At 72.9% G+C, this 21164-nt stretch carries 23 protein-coding genes and 1 tRNA gene; 10 read left to right on the forward strand and 14 right to left on the reverse strand.

Going from position 1 to position 21164, the window contains the following annotated elements; all coding sequences use genetic code 11:
- Positions 1-269: 269 nt before the first annotated feature.
- Genes AC2D8W_RS10415 through AC2D8W_RS10430 form a run of 4 tightly spaced genes read left to right on the forward strand, consistent with a single transcriptional unit; the run spans position 270 to position 2062 of the window.
- Positions 270-656 carry a response regulator gene (locus AC2D8W_RS10415; protein ID WP_293482401.1) on the forward strand — a complete coding sequence of 129 codons (387 nt, stop codon included), beginning with the start codon at positions 270-272 and terminating at the stop codon, positions 654-656.
- A 2-nt stretch (positions 657-658) separates the two neighbouring features.
- Positions 659-1000 carry a hypothetical protein gene (locus AC2D8W_RS10420; RefSeq protein WP_484671485.1) on the forward strand — a complete coding sequence of 114 codons (342 nt, stop codon included), beginning with the start codon at positions 659-661 and terminating at the stop codon, positions 998-1000.
- Between the two features lie 21 nt (positions 1001-1021).
- Complete coding sequence (locus tag AC2D8W_RS10425; RefSeq protein ID WP_484671486.1) at positions 1022-1588, forward strand: response regulator; 567 nt, start codon at positions 1022-1024, stop codon at positions 1586-1588.
- A 9-nt stretch (positions 1589-1597) separates the two neighbouring features.
- Positions 1598-2062: a hypothetical protein gene (locus AC2D8W_RS10430; RefSeq protein ID WP_484671487.1), complete on the forward strand. Its 465-nt coding sequence runs from the start codon at positions 1598-1600 to the stop codon at positions 2060-2062.
- A gap of 34 nt (positions 2063-2096) precedes the next feature.
- Here AC2D8W_RS10430 and AC2D8W_RS10435 read toward each other — a convergent pair whose 3' ends face one another.
- The 3 genes from AC2D8W_RS10435 to AC2D8W_RS10445 form a co-directional block, all read right to left on the reverse strand.
- Positions 2097-2810 carry a Crp/Fnr family transcriptional regulator gene (locus AC2D8W_RS10435; protein WP_484671488.1) on the reverse strand — a complete coding sequence of 238 codons (714 nt, stop codon included), beginning with the start codon at positions 2808-2810 and terminating at the stop codon, positions 2097-2099.
- Positions 2807-3529, reverse strand: a complete 723-nt coding sequence (locus tag AC2D8W_RS10440) for a BLUF domain-containing protein (protein ID WP_484671489.1) — start codon at positions 3527-3529, stop codon at positions 2807-2809. The genes AC2D8W_RS10435 and AC2D8W_RS10440 overlap by 4 nt, the downstream gene beginning before the upstream one ends.
- Before the next feature lie 220 nt (positions 3530-3749).
- Positions 3750-3839 (reverse strand) — tRNA-Ser (locus AC2D8W_RS10445).
- A 180-nt stretch (positions 3840-4019) separates the two neighbouring features.
- Between AC2D8W_RS10445 and AC2D8W_RS10450 the strand changes: the two genes are divergently transcribed.
- From AC2D8W_RS10450 to AC2D8W_RS10460, 3 genes are read left to right on the forward strand one after another with little or no spacing between them, the layout of a single operon-like run.
- On the forward strand, positions 4020-5504 hold the full coding sequence (locus AC2D8W_RS10450) for an AMP-binding protein (RefSeq protein WP_484671490.1): 1485 nt from the start codon (positions 4020-4022) through the stop codon (positions 5502-5504).
- 17 nt (positions 5505-5521) lie between these two features.
- A complete protein-coding gene (locus tag AC2D8W_RS10455) occupies positions 5522-6718 on the forward strand; it encodes a thiolase domain-containing protein (RefSeq protein WP_484671491.1) in 1197 nt (398 codons plus the stop codon).
- 3 nt (positions 6719-6721) lie between these two features.
- A complete protein-coding gene (locus tag AC2D8W_RS10460) occupies positions 6722-7120 on the forward strand; it encodes a Zn-ribbon domain-containing OB-fold protein (protein ID WP_484671492.1) in 399 nt (132 codons plus the stop codon).
- Positions 7121-7317: 197 nt separating this feature from the next.
- Here AC2D8W_RS10460 and AC2D8W_RS10465 read toward each other — a convergent pair whose 3' ends face one another.
- From AC2D8W_RS10465 to mutS, 7 genes are all read right to left on the reverse strand, one after another.
- Positions 7318-8010, reverse strand: a complete 693-nt coding sequence (locus AC2D8W_RS10465) for a P-loop NTPase family protein (RefSeq protein WP_484671493.1) — start codon at positions 8008-8010, stop codon at positions 7318-7320.
- A gap of 498 nt (positions 8011-8508) precedes the next feature.
- Positions 8509-9108, reverse strand: a complete 600-nt coding sequence (locus AC2D8W_RS10470; protein WP_484671494.1) for an HAD family hydrolase — start codon at positions 9106-9108, stop codon at positions 8509-8511.
- The gene (locus AC2D8W_RS10475; protein ID WP_484671495.1) at positions 9105-9869 is read right to left on the reverse strand and encodes a class I SAM-dependent methyltransferase; all 765 of its coding nucleotides are present in this window, start codon (positions 9867-9869) and stop codon (positions 9105-9107) included. Before AC2D8W_RS10475 ends, AC2D8W_RS10470 begins: the two co-directional genes overlap by 4 nt.
- Positions 9870-9916: 47 nt before the next feature.
- Complete coding sequence (locus tag AC2D8W_RS10480) at positions 9917-11593, reverse strand: hypothetical protein (RefSeq protein ID WP_484671496.1); 1677 nt, start codon at positions 11591-11593, stop codon at positions 9917-9919.
- A 2-nt stretch (positions 11594-11595) separates the two neighbouring features.
- A complete protein-coding gene (locus AC2D8W_RS10485) occupies positions 11596-11949 on the reverse strand; it encodes a hypothetical protein (protein ID WP_293484658.1) in 354 nt (117 codons plus the stop codon).
- A 28-nt stretch (positions 11950-11977) separates the two neighbouring features.
- Positions 11978-12481 (reverse strand): YdcF family protein, encoded by a 504-nt coding sequence (locus tag AC2D8W_RS10490; RefSeq protein ID WP_484671497.1) that lies wholly within the window; start codon positions 12479-12481, stop codon positions 11978-11980.
- A gap of 2 nt (positions 12482-12483) precedes the next feature.
- Entirely contained in the window at positions 12484-15174 is a 2691-nt protein-coding gene (mutS, locus tag AC2D8W_RS10495) for a DNA mismatch repair protein MutS (protein ID WP_484671840.1), read from the reverse strand.
- A 79-nt stretch (positions 15175-15253) separates the two neighbouring features.
- On the opposite strand from mutS, the gene AC2D8W_RS10500 reads away from it, so the two are divergent.
- Positions 15254-15799, forward strand: coding sequence for a GNAT family N-acetyltransferase (locus tag AC2D8W_RS10500; RefSeq protein WP_484671498.1), 546 nt, complete (start codon positions 15254-15256; stop codon positions 15797-15799).
- Positions 15800-15840: 41 nt separating this feature from the next.
- Here the strand turns inward: AC2D8W_RS10500 and AC2D8W_RS10505 are convergent, their stop codons facing one another.
- Positions 15841-16677 carry an SDR family oxidoreductase gene (locus AC2D8W_RS10505; RefSeq protein WP_484671499.1) on the reverse strand — a complete coding sequence of 279 codons (837 nt, stop codon included), beginning with the start codon at positions 16675-16677 and terminating at the stop codon, positions 15841-15843.
- Between the two features lie 75 nt (positions 16678-16752).
- On the opposite strand from AC2D8W_RS10505, the gene AC2D8W_RS10510 reads away from it, so the two are divergent.
- Complete coding sequence (locus AC2D8W_RS10510) at positions 16753-17157, forward strand: GFA family protein (protein ID WP_484671500.1); 405 nt, start codon at positions 16753-16755, stop codon at positions 17155-17157.
- Between the two features lie 102 nt (positions 17158-17259).
- Here AC2D8W_RS10510 and AC2D8W_RS10515 read toward each other — a convergent pair whose 3' ends face one another.
- The 3 genes from AC2D8W_RS10515 to AC2D8W_RS10525 all read right to left on the reverse strand — a co-directional run bounded on the left by AC2D8W_RS10515 (position 17260) and on the right by AC2D8W_RS10525 (position 20342).
- On the reverse strand, positions 17260-18042 hold the full coding sequence (locus tag AC2D8W_RS10515; protein ID WP_484671501.1) for a lysozyme inhibitor LprI family protein: 783 nt from the start codon (positions 18040-18042) through the stop codon (positions 17260-17262).
- Between the two features lie 71 nt (positions 18043-18113).
- Positions 18114-19367 carry a hypothetical protein gene (locus AC2D8W_RS10520; protein WP_484671502.1) on the reverse strand — a complete coding sequence of 418 codons (1254 nt, stop codon included), beginning with the start codon at positions 19365-19367 and terminating at the stop codon, positions 18114-18116.
- Positions 19368-19586: 219 nt separating this feature from the next.
- Positions 19587-20342, reverse strand: a complete 756-nt coding sequence (locus AC2D8W_RS10525) for a LytTR family DNA-binding domain-containing protein (protein ID WP_293482976.1) — start codon at positions 20340-20342, stop codon at positions 19587-19589.
- A 159-nt stretch (positions 20343-20501) separates the two neighbouring features.
- Between AC2D8W_RS10525 and AC2D8W_RS10530 the strand changes: the two genes are divergently transcribed.
- Complete coding sequence (locus tag AC2D8W_RS10530; protein ID WP_293482978.1) at positions 20502-21050, forward strand: DUF2306 domain-containing protein; 549 nt, start codon at positions 20502-20504, stop codon at positions 21048-21050.
- Positions 21051-21164 lie beyond the last annotated feature (114 nt).

Genomic DNA, 21164 nt, shown 5'->3' on the forward strand with positions numbered 1-21164 from the left:
CTCTAATGACAACAATAACTTCCATGGTTGATGCATGAATTTTTGTGCAACTTGGACGCGTTTAGGTTACCCTTCAAAGTTAACTGCAAATTCTTCGACAAATTTGGTCCGCCCACCGGACAAGCTTTTAACCGCCTAGCCTTTGAGTTTGCACTCCAGGGGTACTTTTACACCTGAAGACAACACTTCAGGTTACGCATTGTTATCGTTTCTGCCGCGATTTCCTCATCGTGAACGGGCCGGGGTTCGGCCAGCGACTGGGGATCCATATGGCGGTCGACAAGACGATGAACGTCCTTGTGGTCGACGACTACAAGACCATGGTGCGGATCGTGCGGGGGCTCCTGGAGCAACTCGGCTTCCGGAACATCGACGACGCGACTGACGGCCCCACCGCGCTGGAGCTCATCCGCTCCAAGCCCTATGGCCTGATCCTGTCGGATTGGAACATGCAGCCGATGACCGGTCTGGAGCTGCTCCAGGCCGTGCGCGCGGATCCGCGCACGGAATCGGTGCCGTTCGTGATGGTGACGGCGGAAGCCAAGACCGAGAACGTGATCGCGGCGCGCAAGGCCGGGGTCAACAACTACATCATCAAGCCGTTCAACCTTGCGGTGCTCAAGCAGAAGCTCGGCGCCGTCTTCGGGGAGCTCTGAACTTGAGCGGCGAAACCGCCCGCGAGCTGCTGACGGCGATCCGCGCCGACATCAGCCTGGCGGCCGACAGCCTGCTGTCCGCCGCCGAGAAGGGCCTGCGCGACGTCCAGGCGGCGCGCGAGGGACAGCCCGGCGCCCTCGACCGGCTGGAAGCGGTGCTCTGCGCCCTGCTCGAGGCCTGCGCCTTCCAGGATCTGGCGGGCCAGCGCCTCAGCAAGCTGGAGGGCTGCATCGACGGAGACCTGCGCAGCGGGAGCGATCCCCTGCTCAACGGGCCTGCGCTGCACGGCCAGGGGCTGGATCAGTCCGCCATCGACGCCCTGATGGGCGAGGCCTCTCGATAGGACGTCGGGGAGCGCGCCGCCGTGCATTCCCAGACCCGCCTCGACCTCCGCAGCGCGCGGATGCTCGTCATCGACGACAACACCCAGTCGGCGGAACTCATCGCGCAGATGCTGATGGGCTTCCGGGTGGGCAAGGTCGAGGTGTGCCGGACGCCGCAGGAAGGCGCCGAGACCATCGCCGCGCGGCGCTACGACCTGCTGATCATCGACGCCGACATGCAGGGGGTGGACGGCATCACCTTCACCCGCGACCTGCGCACCCAGACCGACAAGATCAACTACACGACGCCGGTCATCCTGATCAGCAGCCACACGCCCGTGGGCAAGGTGCAGAGCGCGCGCGACGCCGGGGCGAACCTGGTGGTCAAGACGCCCATCGCGCCGGCGACCCTGCTGAACCGGATCGTCTGGCTGGCGCGCAACGGCCGACCCTTCGTCAGTTCGGACGGCTACTGCGGCCCGGACCGGAGATTCAAGAAGCTCCCGCCCCCCGAGGGGACGGGAGAACGGCGAGCCGAAGCGCTCGCCCTCACCGCCTCACCTGAACGCGAGATGTCTCAGGACGAGGTGGATGCATTGTTTGGCTAGGAGAGCGACGTGGGCGAAGTTCGCATCATCGAGGTGGAAAATCGGCTCGCCAAGATCCTCAGCGGGCTTGGCGGCGCGTCGACCAACGAGCTCGTCCGCGACGCGGACCAGAACGTCGAGGACATGGGCGACCAGATCCGCGAGTTCGTGAAGGAGAACCTCGCCCCCCTGCTGACCTACGCCGGCAAGGGCGAGGACGTGCTGTTCGCGGAGAGCCGCACGATCGGCAAGCACGCGCGCAACATCGCCGAGGTGGCCGGCGCCGCGGGCATGGAGGGTATCGGCGAGGTGGCGCGCGGCATCAGCTGCATGATCGACAACCTCGGCAGCAGCGGGCTGTGGCACACGGACGCGCTGAAGCTGCACCTGGATTCCCTGCTGCTGCTCACCAGCAAGGGCGTGCCGCGCGGCGAGCAGGCCCTGGTGCTGAACCGCCTTCTGACCATGCGCCAGAGGATCGGCGTCGTCGAATAGGGCCCCTGGGGCCGGCGAGGCGAAGCCCGCTTCCCTAGGCGTCCCACGTCCTGAGCCACGCCCGCAGCCGCGGCGGGTCGGGCAGACGCACGCATCGGTACGCGGTTTCGACCAGCCCCAGCGCCGCCAGTTCGCCCAATGCCTTGGCCACGGTCATGCTCGAGACCCCGATGATGGCGGCGATGTCCTCATGCAGGCACCGTATGAGCTGATTGCCGCCCTGGGTGCGTAGGCTGTCGCCGAGCAGCCGGGCGATGCGTGCGGCCGGCGGGAGGAGGCGGACGTCGTCGAGCAGCTGCATCAGCAGGGCCGCGCGATCCGTCGTGCTCCTGAGCAGGGCGAGCGCGAGCCGCGGCGATCGCTCGACCAGTCGGGTCATGTCGTCGGCCGCGATCCGGTCGATCACGGTGTCCCCGATGGCGATCACGTCGTAGATCCGCTCCCGGCCCAGGGCCGCCGGCGCGTAGCCGAAATGCTGGCCGGGGCCGAGGAGTCCTCCGGACACCCGCTTTCCCGCGAGGCTCGTGCGGCTGAGCCGGACGCCGCCCTCGACGACCAGGCAGAAGTGCGGGCGGCGCTCGCCACGGGCAAAGATCGACTGCCGGTCCGGAAAATGGGCTCGCGACGCGCGGGCGGCGAGTTCGGCCGCGTCCTCCGGCGTCAGCCGCGCGGACAGGGGCGTCACGCCGTAGTCCAGCGGATCCAGTCGGCGCGGGTCCGTCTCCCCGCCTGCAGAGCGGGCCGTCACGAAGCGGCTTCGGCCACCGGCCTCGCACGCCGGCGCTCGCTCGCCTGGACCAGGAGGCCGAGCGCGGCCGCGACCGAGAGGCGGCCCGGGTGGAAAGCGTGGACCAGCGCCTCGTCGAGACCGAGTTCGGCCAGGGACGTCGCATCGGAGGCTTCCCACCCGCGGCGGCCGCTGAAGAGCCGCTTCGCGACCGGCCGGTCGTCAAGGGTCTCGAGCTCGCGCACCAGCGGGCTCTCGGCCAGAGCCGCATACGCACGCCTCACGTCGCGCTCGGCGCCTTCGAGCGCCTGGAGGAACCGGCCCTGGCGCAGGATCAGCATGCCGGTCAGGCCCTCGTCCTCGAGCATCGCCGTCAACGCGCGATAGCCTCGGCCCCGCTCCAGGCCGGACGCCAGCGCCCCGTGGACCAGCAGGCGGTGCGCGCCGCTGGGGGCCGGCGGCGGCGCGACAGGCCGGCGGGCCAGGAACCAGACGCCTTCGACCCCGCCGCCGCTGCCCATTCCGATTCCCAGGCCCTCGAACGCCTCGACGATGGCCTTCAGCGTCCGGGCGTTGGCGTCCACCGGACCCCGGATTCGTTCAAGCCGCTTGATGGTCTCGACGCTGACGCGCGCCAGACGCGCGAGCTCCAGCTGCTCGATCCTGCCGAGCGACCGCGCCGCCCGCAGCTGCTCGCCCGTGATCGCGCCTCCAGGAAACCTCTCAACTCTTCCGTGCAAGAGACATGATCCCCGCTTCGCGACCTCGTGCGGCGGCCGACCAGCCGGAATCCGCCGGAACTCACAGTGTGCGACACCAGTGTTATGCGAGTTGGGCGCGCGCGGAATACAAAGAAGTTGGGATTCGGCCGCCCGCGCGTCTCGAGGCCGGAAAGCACGCCTGCGTTGTACTCCCTGAGTTGTCCGGGAGGCGGGAGGGACGGCTCGGAACGGGCGGCGGTGGCGGAGAGGGAGGGATTCGAACCCTCGATACGGTTACCCGTATGCCGCATTTCGAGTGCGGTGCTTTCAACCACTCAGCCACCTCTCCGACGGGCTGCACGGCGGTCGCGGAGACCGCCGGCTGAGCGAGGCGCGACTGATACTCATCCGGCCCGGCTCACGCAAGCGCGGCGTCATCGCGGGCGCGAACCCGGCTTCAGGCCGCAACGCCGGCTTGCCTGCCGCTGCGCCAACCCCGGAGAGTGTCGTCGTCGCCGCGGAGCCGCCGATGTCCGAAGCCCTGCCCGAGATGATCTCCCTGGGCGCAAAGCTCGCCCGCCACGCCGCCGCCCGGGGTGACCGCCCCGCGGTGACGTGCGGCGAGGAGACGCTGACCTACGGCGAGCTGCACCGCCGCTCCAACCGGCTGGCCCGGGCGCTGGCGGCGAAGGGCGTCAAGTACGGCGACCTGGTCACCATTGGCCTGCCCAACAGCGTGGGGTTCGCGGTCGCGGCCTACGCGGTCTGGAAACTCGGGGCGACCCCCCAGCCGGTGTCGTTCCGCCTGCCCCGCGCCGAGCTGCAGGCCATCGTGGAGCTGGCGCGCGCGCCGCTGGTGATCGCTGACTTCGAGAACGAGCTGGACCGCCCCGTGCTGACCCTGGCCGAGCTGGAGGCGCTGGGCGACGACGACAGCGACCTGCCCGACGTCACCGCCCCGATCCTGAAGGCCCCGACGAGCGGCGGCTCGACGGGCCGTCCGAAGCTGATCCTGGCGGGACAGCCCGCGGTCGCGGCGAAGGACGACCCCGAGGTCGGCGGCTTCCGGATCCGGCGCGGCGGCGTCTGCCTGATCCCGGCGCCGCTCTACCACAACGCCCCGTTCGGCATGCTGACCAGCGCCACGTCGCTGGGCTGCCACGTGGTGCTGACGCCACGGTTCGACCCCGAGCAGACGCTGGCCGAGATCCAGCGTCGCCGACCGGACTGGGTCTACCTCGTGCCCACCATGATGACGCGCATCTGGCGGCTGCCCGAGGCGGTGCGCGCCGGCTACGACCTCTCGTCGGTGGAGACGCTCTGGCACATGGCCGCGCCCTGCCCGCCCTGGCTGAAGGAGGCCTTCATCCACTGGATCGCGCCGGGCGAGGTGATGGAGCTCTACGCCGGCACCGAGGCGCAGGCCGTCACCATCATCACCGGCTCGGAATGGCTCACCCACCGGGGCTCGGTGGGCAAGGTCACGATCGGCGAGATGAAGGTGTTCGGCGAGGACGGCGCAGAGCTGCCGCCCGGCGAAGTGGGCGAGATCTACATGCGCCGGCCCGCGGGAACCCCCGAGACCTACCGCTACGTGGGCGCGACGCCCAAGGTGCTGAAGGACGGCTGGGAGAGCCTGGGCGACCTGGGCTGGTTCGACGCCGAGGGGTATCTCTACCTGGCCGACCGGCGGACCGACATGATCCTCGTAGGCGGCTCGAACGTCTATCCCGTCGAGATCGAGGCGGCGCTGGAGGAGCATCCGGCGGTGCAGTCCTGCGCGGTCATCGGCCTGCCCGACGACGACCTGGGCCAGCAGGTCCACGCCATCGTCAACGCCCGCGACGCCGTCACCGAGGCCGCGCTGCGGGCGCACCTGAAGGACCGGCTGGTCACCTACAAGCAGCCGCGGTCGTACGAGTTCGTCGACGATCCCGTGCGCGACGACGCGGGCAAGGTGCGCCGCACCGCGTTGCGCGACGCGCGGATCGCGGCCAAGACGCAAGCCGCATAGACGAGGACGGAGGGGGCATGAGCATCAAGGGCAAGGCCTATGTGATGGGCGCGTTCGAGCATCCGACGCGCGACGCGCCCGACAAGACGACGGCCCAGCTCCACCTGGAGTCGGCCAAGGGCGCCCTGGACGACGCCGGGCTCTCGTTCGACGACGTCGACGCCTACTTCTGCGCCGGCGACGCGCCGGGCTTCGGCGCCATGTCGATGATCGACTACATGGGCCTGAAGAACGCCCGCCACATGGACACCACCGAGACCGGCGGGTCGTCCTACCTGGTGCACCTCAACCACGCCTGCCAGGCCATCGCCGAGGGCAAGGTCAACGTGGCGCTGATCACGCTCGCCGGGCGGCCCCGCAACGGCGGCGGGCGGCCCGGCATCCCCGGCGGCGGCGCGCCGAAGGACGGCCGTCTCGTCGACGGCGCCCCCGAGCAGGGCTTCGAGAGCATCTACGGCGGCTCGACGCACAACACCTACGGCATGTGCGCCATGCGCCACATGTACGAGTACGGCACCACCTCCGAGCAGCTGGCCTGGATCAAGGTGGCGGCCAGCCACCACGCCCAGTGGAACGAGCACGCCTTCCTGCGCGACGTCGTCACGGTGGAGGACGTGGTCAACAGCCGGATGATCGCCGACCCCCTGCACCTGCTGGACTGCTGCGTCGTCACCGACGGCGGCGGCGCGGTGATCGTCACCTCGCCCGAGGTGGCCAAGAGCCTGAACCGGCCGCGCGTGAAGGTGCTGGGCGCTGCCGAGGCCCCCAAGGCGCCGATGGGCGGCAAGGACCTGGACCTCACCACCTGCGCGGCGGTGTGGACCGGGCCGAAGGCCTTCGCCGAGGCGGGCGTGACGCCGGCCGACATGAAGTACGCCTCGATCTACGACAGCTTCACGATCACCGTGCTGATGACGCTCGAGGACCTGGGCTTCTGCGAGAAGGGCCAGGGCGGCCGTTTCGTGGCTGACGGCAACCTGATCTCGGGCGTCGGCAAGCTGCCGTTCAACACCGACGGCGGCGGCCTCTGCAACAACCACCCCACCAACCGCGGCGGCATCACCAAGGTGATCGAGACCGTCCGCCAGCTGCGCGGCGAGGCGCACCCGAAGGTGCAGGTGCCGAACTGCGACCTGGCGCTGGCGCACGGCACGGGCGGGTCGCTGGGCGTGCGGCACGCCTCTGCGACCGTGATCATGGAACGGGAGGGCTGAGCCGTGGCCGAACACATGACCCGCGACATCCCCGCCCCGGCCGTCTCGCTGGAGTCGAAACCCTTCTTCGACGCCGCCCGCGAAGGCCGCTTCCTGGTCAAGCGCTGCCAGGCCTGCGGCGAGGTCCACTGGTACCCGCGCCGCATCTGCCCGTTCTGCCACTCGGACCGCACGGTCTGGGAGGAGAGCCCGGGCACGGGCGTGGTCTACACCTTCTCGGTGATGCGCCGCTCGCCCACCGGCCCCTACGCCATCGGCTACGTCACCCTGGACGAGGGCGTCTCGCTGATGACCAACTTCGTCGACATGGCGCCCGAGGATCTCCGGATCGGAATGCGCGTGAAGGTCAAGTTCCAGCCCACCGAAGGCGGCCCGCCCGTGCCGGTGTTCGTCCCGGCCTGAGCGCCGCTGCCTTCTTTGCGACGCCGCAGGCGCGCGATTGAACCGCGGAGGACGCAGAGAAGAACGCAGAGAGCGCAGAGGTCTCCGCGCCCTCTGCGCCGCCTCCGCGATCTCTGCGGTCAAGTCGGCCGGCTCCGCCCCCTCACGCGCGCCGGACCTTCATATGCGACAGGGAGCTCGCGAAGCGAGAGGGGGTTCTATCCGGCCGCCAGCCGGGCCAGCAGGCGCTCGGCCTCCCAGGGGCGGGTCACGCGATGCAGGCGCACACCCGGCGGCGCGTGGGCGAACAGGGCCTCGTACTGGCGCTTCCGGCGCCGGTAGGTGTCCCAGGCCCAGCGGATGGGATGGCCCTTGTCGAGCCAGTCGGCGAACGTCTCGACGTTGCCGGTGCCGGGCCAGAGCTCGCGGCCCCCAGCGGCGCGGTCGAACGAGCGACGGATTACTCGGGCCATTACCAGGGGCTTCGGATAGTCCAGCCAGACCAGGTCGGTCGCCCGCGCCAGCAGCGACGGCCGCGAGGCGATGTAGTTGCCGCAGCTCACCCAGGCGTCGGCCGCCATGGCCGCCTCGCAGCGGCGGACGAACTCGGCCGGGTCGGTCTCGTGCAGGGCGACCCAGCCCGGCTGCCAGGTGATCGCGTCGAGGTCGATATGGCGCACGCCCATGGTCGCCGCCAGCCGCCTGGCGAAGGTGGTCTTGCCCGATCCGGAGGTGCCGATGACGCCGATCCGCATGCCTTCGCCCTGCCTGTCGCCGCCCCAGATGCCGGGACGCCCGCCCGGCCGCAAGGCGCCAGGGGCGTTTCGCGCGGGGTCGGGGATGTCCTCGGCCGGCGGCAGGTGGGTCCCGCCCTCGGCGGGCTCGCGCGACAGCGCCAGTGCGTCCAGCACCTGAGGGCCGCGTTCGACCCGTAAGGGACCTTGCCTCCCCCGTCGCGGCAGCGACGGCGGGAGGGGGACCGCTCGCCGAGGCGCAGCCGAAGAGCGAGTGGTGGAGGGGGCGGGCCGCTGGCAGGGGCGAGCGTTCAGGCTGTTTCTCGCTCAGCGGGCGCTGCTCGCCCCCTCCACCCCCCGCTCTCCAGCCGGCTCGCGCCGGCTTCGGCGGGCGGTCCCCCTCCCGCCGCTTCGCGGGGGAGGTAAGGCGCCGCAACCGCCTTCGCGCGGCCTTCCACGCGGCTCCGGGACGACTGCCTCCCCCGAGAATCGACCCCCCGTGCCGTTGCGCCCGCTCGCCTCCCTGCAGACCGCGATTGGGGGGCTCAGCCGCCCATGGCGCGGCGCTATGCGAGGCCCGTGTGCCGTCTCGCCCGTCATGGCGCAGCTTTCCGGGCGCTGGGGCTGGATCCCGGGTCTCCGCGAGCGCGGACATCCCTGGACGCCGGGCGGAGCTCAGCCGTCGGCCAGTGCTTCGGTAAGCCGGCGCGTCCCGTCCCAGAGCACGCCGCCCCAGCCGGCGGCGCGGGCGGCCTCGACGTTGTCGTGGCGGTCGTCGAGGAGGACGAGGTCGGCCGGCGCGTGGCCGGTGCGCGCCTGGACGGCGGCGAAGAACGCCGGGTCCGGCTTCGCGCAGCCGAGGTCGGCGGCGTAGTGCATGGCGTCGAAGCGGTCGCGCAGGCCCAGCCGGTTCCAGATGTAGGCCGCGCGCTCGTGCTCCTGCACGGTGGCGAGGTGCAGCCCGACGCCGGTGGCGCGCAGGGCGGCGAGGTCGGCCAGCAGCGCCTCGTCCAGCTGGGCGTCGCGGGCGAACCAGTAGTCGGCCACGGCGCGGCTTGTGAGGTGCGGGGCGTGCTCGGCGAGGACGGGGGCCAGGCGTTCGTGCAGGCCGGCGCGCCCCAGCACCACGTCAGCCCAGTGCGGTCTGAAGAAGTGGGCCTGCAGGGTGGCGACCGGCAGGCCGAGGTCGGCCTCCATCTCGGCGCCCCAGCCCCCCGGCCGCGGCCGGATCACCACGCCATCGACGTCGACCATGAGCACGCGAAGCGCGGTCACGGCTTCAGCGCCGCCCAGTAGAGATGGGTCTCGTTCTGCAGCGCCAGGTCGCCCAGGGGCGCCAGCGCCGTCCTGATCCCGGCCAGGAGGTGGTCGCGCTTCGACGCCTCGATGGCATTGACGTAGGAGCGGGTCGCGAGCTGGCGGACGAACGACTCCGCCGATCCCACTTCGGTCCAGGCGTACGCCCGATGCGTCACGGCCCCGAACATCCCGGTGGCGTCGAACATCGCCCGCACGGGACCCTGCGGCAGGTACCACGCTTCGGGCGGCGGTCCCCAGAGGTCCGGCGCGATCGCGGCGTAGACGGGCTCGAGCCGCTCCAGGACCTCTGGCGAGGCCATGGGGACGTGCCCGAAGATCGCGAACACCCCGCCGGGCTCCAGGGCTTCGCGCACCTTCGGGAAGCCGAGGTAGGGGTCGACCCAGTGCCAAGCCTGCGCCGAGGTCACGAGCCGAAACGCGCCGGCCCGAGGGTCGAAGTCCTCGAACCGTGCGACGTGCAGTTCGAGCGACCCCTTCAGCTGCGCCTTGGCCAGGGCGATCAGCTCTGCGCCCGGGTCGAGGGCGACGACATCCCACTGGCGCTCCAGCAGGCCCCGGGTGGCCTGGCCGCTGCCGCAGCCCACCTCCAGCACACGCCGGCCAGGCCCTCCGACTACGGCCGCCAGATCCGCGAACAGCTGGGCCGGATACGTCGGCCGTACGGCGTCATATTCCTTCGCGACCGCATTGAACGAGTCCCGCTCGGCGCTCGGCATGTCCGCTCCTTTGCGGTCCAGCATAGCCGAGCCGCCCTTGCGGCGCGTCAGCCGATGCGTTCGCAGACGCCGGGGGCGGTGCGCGCGCCGCCGCGGGCCTGGAAGAGGAAGGGCTCGGCGTGGATCACCTGGCGGGCGCGGGGCGTCTGCCGCAGCGAGGCCATGTGCGCCATCATCCGCCGCGTCTCGCCTTCCGAGAAGGTGAAGCGGACCTGGCCGTTCGGCTGGATCAGGCCGACCGCGAGCCCGAAGGCCGCCGAGCCGTTCGGCTGGATCGTGCGGGGCGGCCGCACGACCCCGACGATGCGCTGGCCCTGGTAGGTGAACCCCGCCCCGTCGAGCCACTGCTTGTCCGCGGCCGCCCGCTCCCGCGCGCGCTCGGCCGCCGCCGCGTTGCGGGTGTCGTAGATGTAGGACTGCACCTCGGTGATGTGGCGCCACTCGCGCGCCGGCGTGATGTAGCTGGCGGTCCAGGCGAGCTCGTCGCCGCCCAGGGCCTCGCGCCGGGTCGGCACGTCGCGCAGCGCCACATAGGACATCCGCGCCCGGCGCTGCGGCTCGCGCCGGCCGTCGGCCAGCACCGCCGTGAGGCCCACCTCGACCAGGTCGCAGCCGGCGTAGGCGCCGGTGAACCCCAGCATCTGGACGGCGAAGCTGTAGCCGAACGGCTCGTCGGGCTGGTTGGCGACCGGCCTCAGCTGGGGCGCCAGCCCCTCTTCCTCGACGGGCACGCCGTTGGCCGTCACCTCGACCTCGACCGCCACCACGTCGGGACGGCGGAAGGCGTCGGTGGTGAGCGAGAAGATCGTGTAGCCCACGCCCTCGCTCTCGCGCGTGGACAGGCTCTGGACCGACGGGGCGACCCAGCGCTGGCGCGGACCTTCCGGAGGCTGCCACGCCGCGCGCCAGACCCGCGCCGGCGCCGTCTCGGCCACGGGCCGGCAGACCTGCAGCCAGCCGGTGCTGTCCCGCGCCCTCTGGCACTGCCCGCCCTCGACGCACTCCAGGACCTCGTACTCCCGCCGCTGCGGCGGGTAGGCCGCCGGGCGCTGCAGGCAGATGTCGGTGCGCACGGGCGGGCTGGACGAGAGGGCGGCGTCCTCCTTGCGCTCGGCCACGATCGTGCCGCGCAGGGGCGCCTGCGCGTCGGGATAGGCGATGGGGTACTGGTAGTAGGGCAGGCCCCGCGGATCCTGCGGCGCCAGGGTGACGTTGACCGGGGACCGGCGGCCGCTGGGCTGGAGAAGCAGGCGGACGTTGTGGCTGAACCGCGCCGGATCGGTGCTGTGGCGCCGCTGCAGGCGGATCTGCAGGTCGATGGGCTGGGGGTAGGGCGCCGTGGTGTCGGCGGCCTGGTAGGCCGCCTGGGTGGCGGCGAAGGCGGGCCCCAGGTAGCGCGTCATGCAGGTGCGGATCGCGTCGTTCTCGATGCGGGCCAGCTCGGCCGGCATGGTGCGGGCCGCGCCGCGGATGGCCTCGACCTTCCGCTCGAAGCCCAGGGCGTTCAGGAAGCCGTCGGTGAGGGCCTGGAGGCGGCCGGTGATGCTGGTGCGCTGGGTGGTGGTCGTGCTGGACAGGCACGCCCGCTCGGCCTGATCGACCTGCCGGGCCAGCCGCATCGCCGTCTCGTCCACCCGCGCGCCCTGGCGGGCGCCGGGCGCCGGCTGTGCGAAGGCCAGAGGCGCGGACAGCGCCACGACCATGGCGAGGCCGAGCGCCCGCATCGTCAGCCCCCCGGGGCGCGGCGCTGCAGGAGGTAGCGCTCCATGCAGGCGCGGATCTTGTCGTTCTCGGCCTGCTGCGACGCCGCGTCCAGGTCGCGGTTCGACCCGCGGTCGCGCACCACCGTGGTCCCGACGCCCGCGCTGCCCTCGGCCTTGTCGGCCTTCACCGCGCCGCTGCCCAGCACCTCGGCCTTGTCGGCGTCCCGGGTGTTGCTGAGGCACGCGGCCTCGGCCTGGGCCACGAGGTCGGCGTCGCGCGGTTCGGGCCGGCTCAGCGCCTGGTAGACGAAGACGGCGACCGCCACGAGGAGCGCGGCCCCGACACCGATCAGCACCCACCGCGTCGACTGCTGCATGCCTCACCCCCGGTTGAAGCCGAAGGTATCACGACGAGCGGTGGCGTCGAGAGAGCAAGAGAACCGCGTCGTACGGCAGCGCGAGACATTCCTTGGCCACGTAGGTCAGCCACTTGCGCCAGCCGACATGCGGCCGGTCGGCGGGCATGGGGAAGGTCCGCACGGGATATCCGAGGATCCGGAAGAGGAGCGCGCAGCGCGGGATGTGGTAGCGGCTGGTGCAGGGGATGACGACCTGGGCGTCGCCCCGGGCCGCGAGCAGCGCGTGGCAGCGCTCGACCGACTCCAGCGTGTCGCGCGCGCGGTCCTCGACGACGATCCGGTCCGCGGGCGCGCCGCCGGCGAGCAGAAGGTCGCGCATGATCGCCGCCTCCGCGGGACCGTGGCGGCCCTGTCCGCCCGTGGGCAGGTACACGGGGTCCGGCAGGTCCCGCCCGATGGCGAGCGCGCCTTCGACCCGCCGCCTGAGGGTCCCGCTGGGCTGTCCGTCCGCCTTCACCGCCGCGCCGAAGATGACGAGATAGGCGGCCATCGTCAGCCGAGCAGGCTTCGCAGCCGGTAGAGCGCGTCCATGGCTTCGCGGGGGCTCATGCCGTCGGGGTCGAGGGCGCGCAGCGCCTCCTCCACGGGGCTGGGGCCGAACTTCGCCTCGGGTTCGGCGACGGCGGCGAAGAGGGGCAGGTCGTCGAGGTTGGCGGGGCCGGCGGCCTCCTTCTCCAGGCGTTCCAGCACCTGCCGCGCGCGGATCACGACGGGCGCGGGCACGCCGGCCAGCTTGGCCACCTGGACGCCGTAGCTGCGGTCGGCGGGACCGGGGCCGGCCTCGTGCAGGAAGATCAGCTCGCCGTTCCACTCCTTGGCCTTCAGGCTGAGGTTGGAGACGTAGGGCAGCCGGCCCTCGAGCACGGCGAGCTCGTGGTAGTGGGTCGCGAAGAGAGCGCGGCAGCGGTTGGTCTCGTGCAGAGCCTCGGCGCAGGCCCAGGCGATGGCGAGACCGTCGTAGGTGGCGGTGCCGCGGCCGATCTCGTCCAGGATCACCAGGCTGCGCGGCGTGGCCTGCGACAGGATCGCGGCGGTCTCGACCATCTCCATCATGAAGGTGGAGCGGCCGCGGGCCAGGTCGTCGCCGGCGCCCACGCGGCTGAACAGGCGGTCGACGACCCCGAGCCGCAGCCGCTTCGCCGGCACGAAGCAACCGGCCTGGGCGAGGACGGCCAGCAGGGCGTTCTGGCGCAGGAAGGTCGACTTGCCGGCCATGTTGGGACCGGTGACCAGCGACAGGCGCGCCCCGCCGACGCCCGCGCCGTCGAGGCGGCAGTCGTTGGGGGTGAAGGCCTCGCCCGCCCGGCGGACGGCGGCCTCGACCACCGGGTGGCGCGCGGCCTCGGCCTCGAAGGCGGTGGATCGGTCGACCACGGGGCGGACGGCGCCCACGTCGTCGGCCCATTCGGCCAGCGCGGCGGCCACGTCGAGCGCCGCGGCGGCCTGGGCGGCGGCCTGGACCTCGGCCGCGACCTGGGTGGCGGCGTCGCGCCAGGCCTCGAAGGTGTCGAGCTCGATGGCCAGCGCGCGTTCGGCCGCCTGGGCGATCTTCGCGTCCAGCTCCGCCAGCTCCACCGTGGTGAAGCGCACCTGGTTGGCCATGGTCTGGCGATGGATGAAGGTGGCGCTGAGCGGCGGCTTCAAGAGCGGCTCGGCGGCCTTGGCGGTGGCCTCGACGAAGTAGCCCAGGACGGCGTTGTGGCGGATCTTGAGCGCCACGCCGCTCTCGCCGGCGAGCTGAGCCTCCAGCGCCAGGATCACGCGGCGGGAATCATCGCGCAGCGCCCGGGCCTGGTCCAGCTCGGGGCGGACGCCGGGGGCCACGAACCCGCCGTCGCGGGCCAGCGCCGGCAGCTCGGCGCCGAGTCCGGCGGCGAGGAGGTCGTGGAAGGCCGCCAGGTCGGGGTGGCCGGCGAGGTCCAGGGCGGCCAGCGCCTGGGCGATCTCGGCCGGCAGGCTGAGCAGCGGGTGCTTCGTGTCGGCGAACAGGCGGCAGACGGCGCCGGCGGCGGCCAGGCCGTCGCGCAGGGCGCCGAGGTCGCGCGGGCCGCCGCGGCCCAGGGCCAGGCGGCTGAGCGCCCGGGCCATGTCAGGCAGGCTCTTCAGCGTCTCGCGCAGGCGCTGGCGCTGCGGGCGCCGCTCGCAAAACCAGCCGACGGCGTCGAGGCGCGCGTCGATGGCGGCGGGGTCCAGCAGCGGGCGCGCCAGCCGCGCCGCCAGCGCCCGCGCGCCGGGCGCCGTGACGGTGCGGTCGATGGCGGCGAGCAGCGAGCCGTCGCGGGCGCCGGACTGGGCGCGCTCGATCTCCAGGCTGGCCCGCGTCGCCGGGTCGATGACCATGACGTCGCTCTCGCCCGCGCGGCGCGGCGCGGAGAGAGCGGGCAGGCGTCCGGCCTGAGTGGTCTCGAGGTGGGCGGCGATCAGGCCCAGGGCCGACACCTCGGCGCCGGCGAGCGGGCCGAAGCCGTCCAGGGTCTCGACGCCGTAGAGGCGCTTGAGCCGGGTCTCGGAGGCGCCGGGCTCGGCCAGAGCCGAGGGCATGGGCTGGACGAAGCCGCCGGCGGACTTGAGCGCCGCCGAGACCGCCTCGTCGGCGAACAGGCGGTCAGGGACCAGGATCTCGGACGGGCCCAGCGCCGCGAGCGCCGAGGCGAGGCCCGAGACCGTGACCGCCAGGCACTCGACCTCGCCGGTGGAGAGCTCGACGCTGGCCACGGCCGCCGAGCCGGCGCGCACGGCCACGGCGGCCAGGCGGTTGGCCCCGCGGGCGTCCAGCAGGCCATCCTCGGTGAGGGTGCCGGGCGTGACGACGCGGGTGACCTCGCGGCGGACCACGGCCTTGGAGCCGCCGCGCCGCTTGGCCTCGGCGGGATCCTCGAGCTGGTCGCAGACCGCCACCTTGAAGCCCGCGCGGATCAGCTTGGCGAGGTAGGCCTCCATGGCGTGGGCCGGGACGCCCGCCATGGGGATCGGCTGGCCGCCGTGCTGGCCGCGGGCGGTGAGCGTGATGCCCAGCACCGCATGCGCCTTCTGGGCGTCCTCGAAGAACAGCTCGAAGAAGTCGCCCATGCGGAAGAAGACCAGGGCGTCGGGCTGGCGCGCCTTGGCCTCGAAGAACTGCGCCATGACCGGCGTGGCGCCGGCGGCGGCTTCGGGGACGGCGGCGGAGACCTGGGCGTTCATCGGACCGCCGAGGCTAGCCGACGCCATCGAGTCCCTGAACCCCTTGAACGCCGTGGTGCGAGCGCCAAGCTGTGGATGGATGGCCTACGGCAGCGTCGAGCAGGCGTTCGTGATCTTCCCCGCCGGTCCGGCGGACGCCGAGGCGCTGGCGCGCGTGCACGTCGCCGCGTGGCGCGAGACCTACAAGGGCCTGCTGCCGGACGCCTACCTGGCGAGGATGTCGGAGGCGGCGCACGCGCGGCGGTTCGCGCACGCCCTGACGCGGCCGGGTGCGGACGAGGTGACGCTGGCGGCCGCGGACCGCTGGGGCCTCGCCGGCTACGCCCAGGGCGGGCCCTCGCGCCGGCGCGTGGAGGGCGAGGCCGAGGTGGCGACGCTCTACCTGTTGCGCGCGGCGCAGAACCAGGGCCTGGGCCGGCGGCTGCTGCGCCAGACGGCGCGGGCGCTGGCGGCCAAGGGCGCGCGGTCGCTGGTGATCTCGGTCCTGCGCGACAACTTCGCGGCGCGCGGCTTCTACGAGCACCTGGGCGGCGAGGCCGAGCCCGCCCGCGAGGAGCCGGGGCCGGGCGGCGGCCGCTACTGGGAGGTCGCCTACCGCTGGCCGGACATCGCGGCGTTGGGCTGATGCGCGGCGGCGACGCCTGCGGGCCGAAGCCGGGATGACGGCTACAGCACGAAGTGGTCGCCGGCGGCGCGGACGGTGATCTCGCCGATCGAGACGCCCCAGGGCTGGTCGATGGCGTGCAGGATGGCGTCGGCGATGTGTTCCGGCGCCAGCGCCACATAGTCCATGTGCTCGGGGTCGAGGTTCGCGGGCGGCAGGCTGCCGTCGCGCATGGCGCCCACCATCTGGGTGAACAGGGGGGCGTTGGCGCCCAGGATGCCGATCACGGCCTCGGGATTGACGATCGAGCCGGCGAGGCCGGTGGCGGGGACCCCCGTGGGCTTCACGGTGGTGACCTTGATCCGGCCGCGCGTCTCCAGGCGGAACGACTCGGACAGGAAGTTCACCGCCGCCTTGGTGGCGCCGTAGACCGCCGCGCCCGCCACGGGGAAGTTCCCGTAGATCGACGAGACGTTGACGATCTGGCCGCGGCCGGCCGCCGTCATCGGATCGTAGGCGGCGATCATGCCGTGCAGCACGCCCTTGATGTTGATGTCGATGCAGCGGCTCCAGGCGGCGTGGGCGGCCGCGTGGTCCGAGAAGAAGGCCAGCGGCATGACGCCGGCGTTGTTGACCATGACGTCGACGCCGCCGTGGGCGGTCACGGCGGCCTGGACCAGCGCCTGGACCTCCTCGAGCCGGGTCACGTCCGCGGCCAGGGCCTGGGCGGTCCCGCCCGCCGCCACGATCGCCGCGACGGTGTCCTGCGCCGCGGTCGCGTCGATGTCGCCGCAGGTCACCCGCGCGCCCCGCGCGGCGGCCTTCTGCGCCACGAGGCGGCCGAAGCCGCCGCCCGCGCCGGTGATGACGATGGACTTGCCGGCCACATGTTCGCTCATGGGTGCTTCCTCGTGGGCCTCCTGCGGCCTAGCCTGCCGTCTCTAGGCGCGTGTCCCCAAGGTGAGGCCAGGACGATGATCGAGGGCGGATGCAACTGCGGCGCGGTGCGCTACCGCATCAAGGGCGACCCGATGGGCGTGGCGGCCTGCCACTGCACCCGCTGCCGGCGGCAGTCGGGCAGCGTCTTCTCGGTGAACCTGCTGGTCCCCGCTGGCGCCATGGCCGTCGAGGGCGAGATGACCACCTTCGAGGACACCGACACGACCAGCGGCGCGCCGGTCTACCGCGAGTTCTGCGGCCGCTGCGGGACCCCGATCCGCTCGCGGCTGGGCGCCAATCCGGCCATGGAGGCGGTGAAGGCCGGCACGCTCGACGACCCGAACGGCTTCGCGCCCCGCCTGCACGTCTTCACGCGGTCGAAGGTCGACTGGGTGGAGATCCCGGCCGGCGCGCCGCAGTTCGAGACCATGCCAGGCTGACCGGGCCGCCCCGGGTCGCGCAGGCGGAGCGTCCGGTGCGGGGGAGGCGCCACCGGACCCGCCCTGCGCCGAGGCCACGGGAGTATCGGCCCCTGACAGCGGCTACCTTGTCATCTGGTCCAGCTCTGCGATGCGCTGCCGGTAGATGCTCTCGACCGCCTGCGGCGAGCGCCGCGCGGCGTATTCCCGGATGTCCAGCCAATCGTCCTGCTCGCCGCGCAGCTCGCGGTAGGGGACGCCGCTGTCCACGGCGCGCCGGAACGCGCGGTCGAGGCTGCGGTCCAGGGCGGCGAGGTTGGAGTCTCCGCAGACCATGCGTTCGGCCGGGGAACGGGCGAACCTGCAGTCGAAGCTGGGCCGCGGCGCGGCGACCGGTTCCGGCGCCGGCCGCGCGGCGGCGAGCGGTCGCTCCACGGGCGCGACGATGGGGGCGGGCCGCGGGGCTTGAGGGGCCACGGCGACGATGGGCGGCGGGGCGGCGGCGGGACGCGCCGGTCGCTGGACCGGTCGCGCCTCCCGCTCGGCGAGCGCGGGCGGGAGGACCTCGAGCTTGGTGGCCGCGGGCGGCGGTCGGATCGGGGCCGGCGGCGCCACCTCGACCGGCAGGGTGGCCCGGCTGGGCGATGCGGCGACCGGCGCCATGGGGCGGTCTTCGGCGAGATTGAGCTCCGGCCGCGACAGCAGCCCGAACGCCAGGCCGCCGGCCAGGGCGACCGCCACGCCCCCGAACACCACACCGCGTGGCGCGCCCCGGCGGACAGGCGGCGCCGGATCGGGGGGCGGCGGGCGACCCGCCGCATCGGGCGCCTGGCGCACCCGCCCATGAAAGGCCATCCGATCGCCGGGATCGGCAGCGAACCAGGCCTCGTGGTCGTCGTCGCGCATGCAAGACATCCTGCAACTGCGCCCCTCGCGGCCTGAACTCCCCCCTCCGTCGCCGGTTGCAACGGCGCAGGTCAGTTCTCGCGCGCGTCCCGGGTCAGGTCGTTCAGTTCCGAGATGCGCGCGACATAGATGTCCTCGACCGCCCAGGGGGCGTCCCGGCTGGCCGCCGCGCGGGCCTGCTGCCAGCGGGCCTGCTGCCGGCGCAGGGCCGAGGCGGGCACGCCGGCGGCCTCGGCGTTGCGGTAGGCCTGCTGCAACTGCCGCTCGCGCGCCGTGAGCCGTGCGTCGCCGCAGCGGCCGGCGTCCGCGCAGGGTTCGGCCCGCGCCACCCGCATGGGCCCCTCGCCGCGCGGGACCACGACCCGCCGCTTCGGCGGCGCGGCGCGGGCGGCGGTCTCGACACGCGCCGGCGCCTTGACCTTCGCCTTGGCCGGCTTCGCCGTCGCGGATTTGGCCTTGGCGTCGGATCGGACGGACGCGAGCTTGACGGAAGCCTTGCGGCTCGCCGAACGGACATCGGCCTTCAGCTTCGCCGGCGCCGCCTTCGCAGCCTTGGCGGCCGCCGCGAGCCGCCGTTCCGCCGCCGCCTTGCGGCTCGCGGCCTCCGCGCGGGCCTGCTTCCGCTCCGCGGACTTGGCCGCGGCCAGCCGGGCTTCGGCGGCCTTGGCCTTCGCGGCGCGGGCGGCCCGGGCCTTCTCGGCTTTCTCGGCCTTGGCGTCTGCGAGCTGGGCGGCCTTGCGCGCCCTGGCGCGCTCCGCCGCCTGGGCTTCGGCGCGTTTCGTCTCGGCGGCCTTGGCCGCCTCCGCCTTGGCCTTCACGAGGCGGGCCTTCTCGGCGCGGGCCTTGACGAGACGTTCCCGGGCCAGGTCGGCGTCGGTTTCGGACGGCGCGGGCGGGCGGATCAGCCTTGGCGCGGCCGCAGGCTCCGCTGGAGGCTTCAGTGCGATGACCGCCAGCGGCGCGGCGGCGATGGGCGCGTCGACCTTCACCAGCCCCGAGGCCGAGCGGTGGGGCGCCAGCACGGGCGCCGCCGGGGCCGGCGCGGCCTCGGCGAAGTCGCCGGGAAGCACCTCGAGCGGCGGGCCGATCGGGGCCGGCGCGTCGGCGACCACGATCTGCAGGGCGGCCGGTCGCGGCGGCGCGGCGGGCGCCGGCCGTCCGACCGCCTCGCCCATGGGATCCGTCGGACGCGCCCACAGGCCCAGTCCGACGCCCAGGACACAGGCGCCCACGGCGCCCGCGACCACGAGAGCGCCCGGACCCGAGCGCCGACGCGGCGCAGCCGGCGAGCCCGCGGCCTGGATGGATGGATGCTCCTGCGTCATGGCGACCCCCTTACTCCCGGGTCCCTCGACGCGCAGGATGGTCGGCAGCGCGCGAGATCGCGCGTAACGCCTTGCCCCACCCCGAACTCTCTCCCAACCGCAGATTGAGGCCAAACCTGGCCTCTGCCAAGTCCCGACCCTCGGGACACAAGGTCTCATTGAGGATGCGGGCGGCCAGAGCCAGGCGATGTGGGCCGCGCGGCGCCAGAGCAGCCGACTCTAGATCCAGCCGCGTTCGCGCAGGGGGCCGGCGTAGGTGCGGCTGACGGGGACCTCGGAGCCGTCCCGGAGCGTCAGGGTGGCGCGGCCGTCGCTGCGGCGGGCGTCGGCGATGGCGTTCCTGGCCACCCACCAGCTGCGGTGGACCTGGGCGCCCTCGATGCCCTCGAGCTCGGTGACCGCATCGGCCAGGCGCATGAGGATCAGGTCCTGGCCCTTGGAGGTGTGCAGGCGGAGGTAGTGGTCCTCGGCCTCCACCGCCCAGACCTCCGCGCCGCGCAGCTTGAGCGGCAGCCGGTCGAGGAACTTCGGCGGCGCGGGCGTCGCGTGGGTGACGCGCGGCCGCTCGACGAGGAGGTTGATGAAGGTGATGGCCACCGAGACCATCCAGACCGAGCCGAACAGGATCGGCAGGGCGGCGAGCGGGGTGGTGCTGTCGAACAGCGCCCGCGAGGTGAGCCAGACCACGGCCGTGAACGGGATCGCTATCACCACCGAGGCGATCAGCCCGTTGAGCCACAGGTTCCCTTCGCGCGCCTTCCCGCCGAAGAAGAACCGCGCCACGAACGCGCCCCACAGGTAGCCCAGCCCCATCAGGAGCATCCAGTAGGCGAGCCGCCGGGTGAGCGGCGCATCGTCGGTGCCGAACGCCCCCGAGAGACTGAGGAAGAGGCCCGAGACCAGCGCGATCGCCGCGCCGCGCAGGTAGCCCTGGAGCTGGTCGTAGGGCGTGAAGCGGGCGAGGAGGCGGTTCATCGGGCCGCCGCTCGCGATGCGTGAACGGCGCCGGGCGTCCGTTCGCGAAGCCGTTCCGTCAGCCTGCGCATCCCCGCTCGCACCCCGATCCGCAACGCCGCAAATCCCGAACGACGGCGGCGCGACGAGAGCGCCGCCCGCCAAGTCCGGAGATAGAATATGTCGTCGATTTCGCAAACGCCGACCCGCAAGCCGCTGGGCTTCGGCGCCTGGTTCGCCCTCAGCATGACGGCGACCGTCCTGGTGGTCGGGGCCGCCATGGGTCCGGCCGGGCCGGCGATCCTGCGCATGGCGGGCCAGGCGCAGCTGCATGCGCCCGACCTGGCGCTGTGGGACCGGCTGTCGCTGCCGATCAAGATCCACCTGCTGACCGCGCTCGCCGCGCTCGTCCTGGGCGCGGTCCTGATGGCGGTGCGCAAGGGGCGGACCTTCCACCGGGTGGCGGGATGGGTCTGGGTGAGCCTGGTCGGCGTCACCGCCGGGGCGACGCTCTTCATCACCAGCCTCAACAACGGGACCTGGTCGCTGCTGCACCTGCTGACGGCCTGGGTGCTGCTGGGTCTGCCGATCGCGGTCATCGCGGCGAAGCGGCATGTGGTGGCCCGCCATCGCCGGCACATGATGGGCCTGTTCTACGGCGGCTTCGCCATCAACGTCTTCATCGCCTTCCTTCCGGGGCGCACGCTCTGGATGATGTTCTTCGGGTAACCCAAGCCCGAGCCTTGCGCCCGCCGCGCGCAGGCGGGCTGACCTCGCGTCAGCCTCGTGCGCGGCGGGCGGCTTTTCGGCCGTCCGCGCGGTTGTCAGGGCCAGGACCGGCGC

The organism is Phenylobacterium sp. T106, from assembly GCF_057219735.1.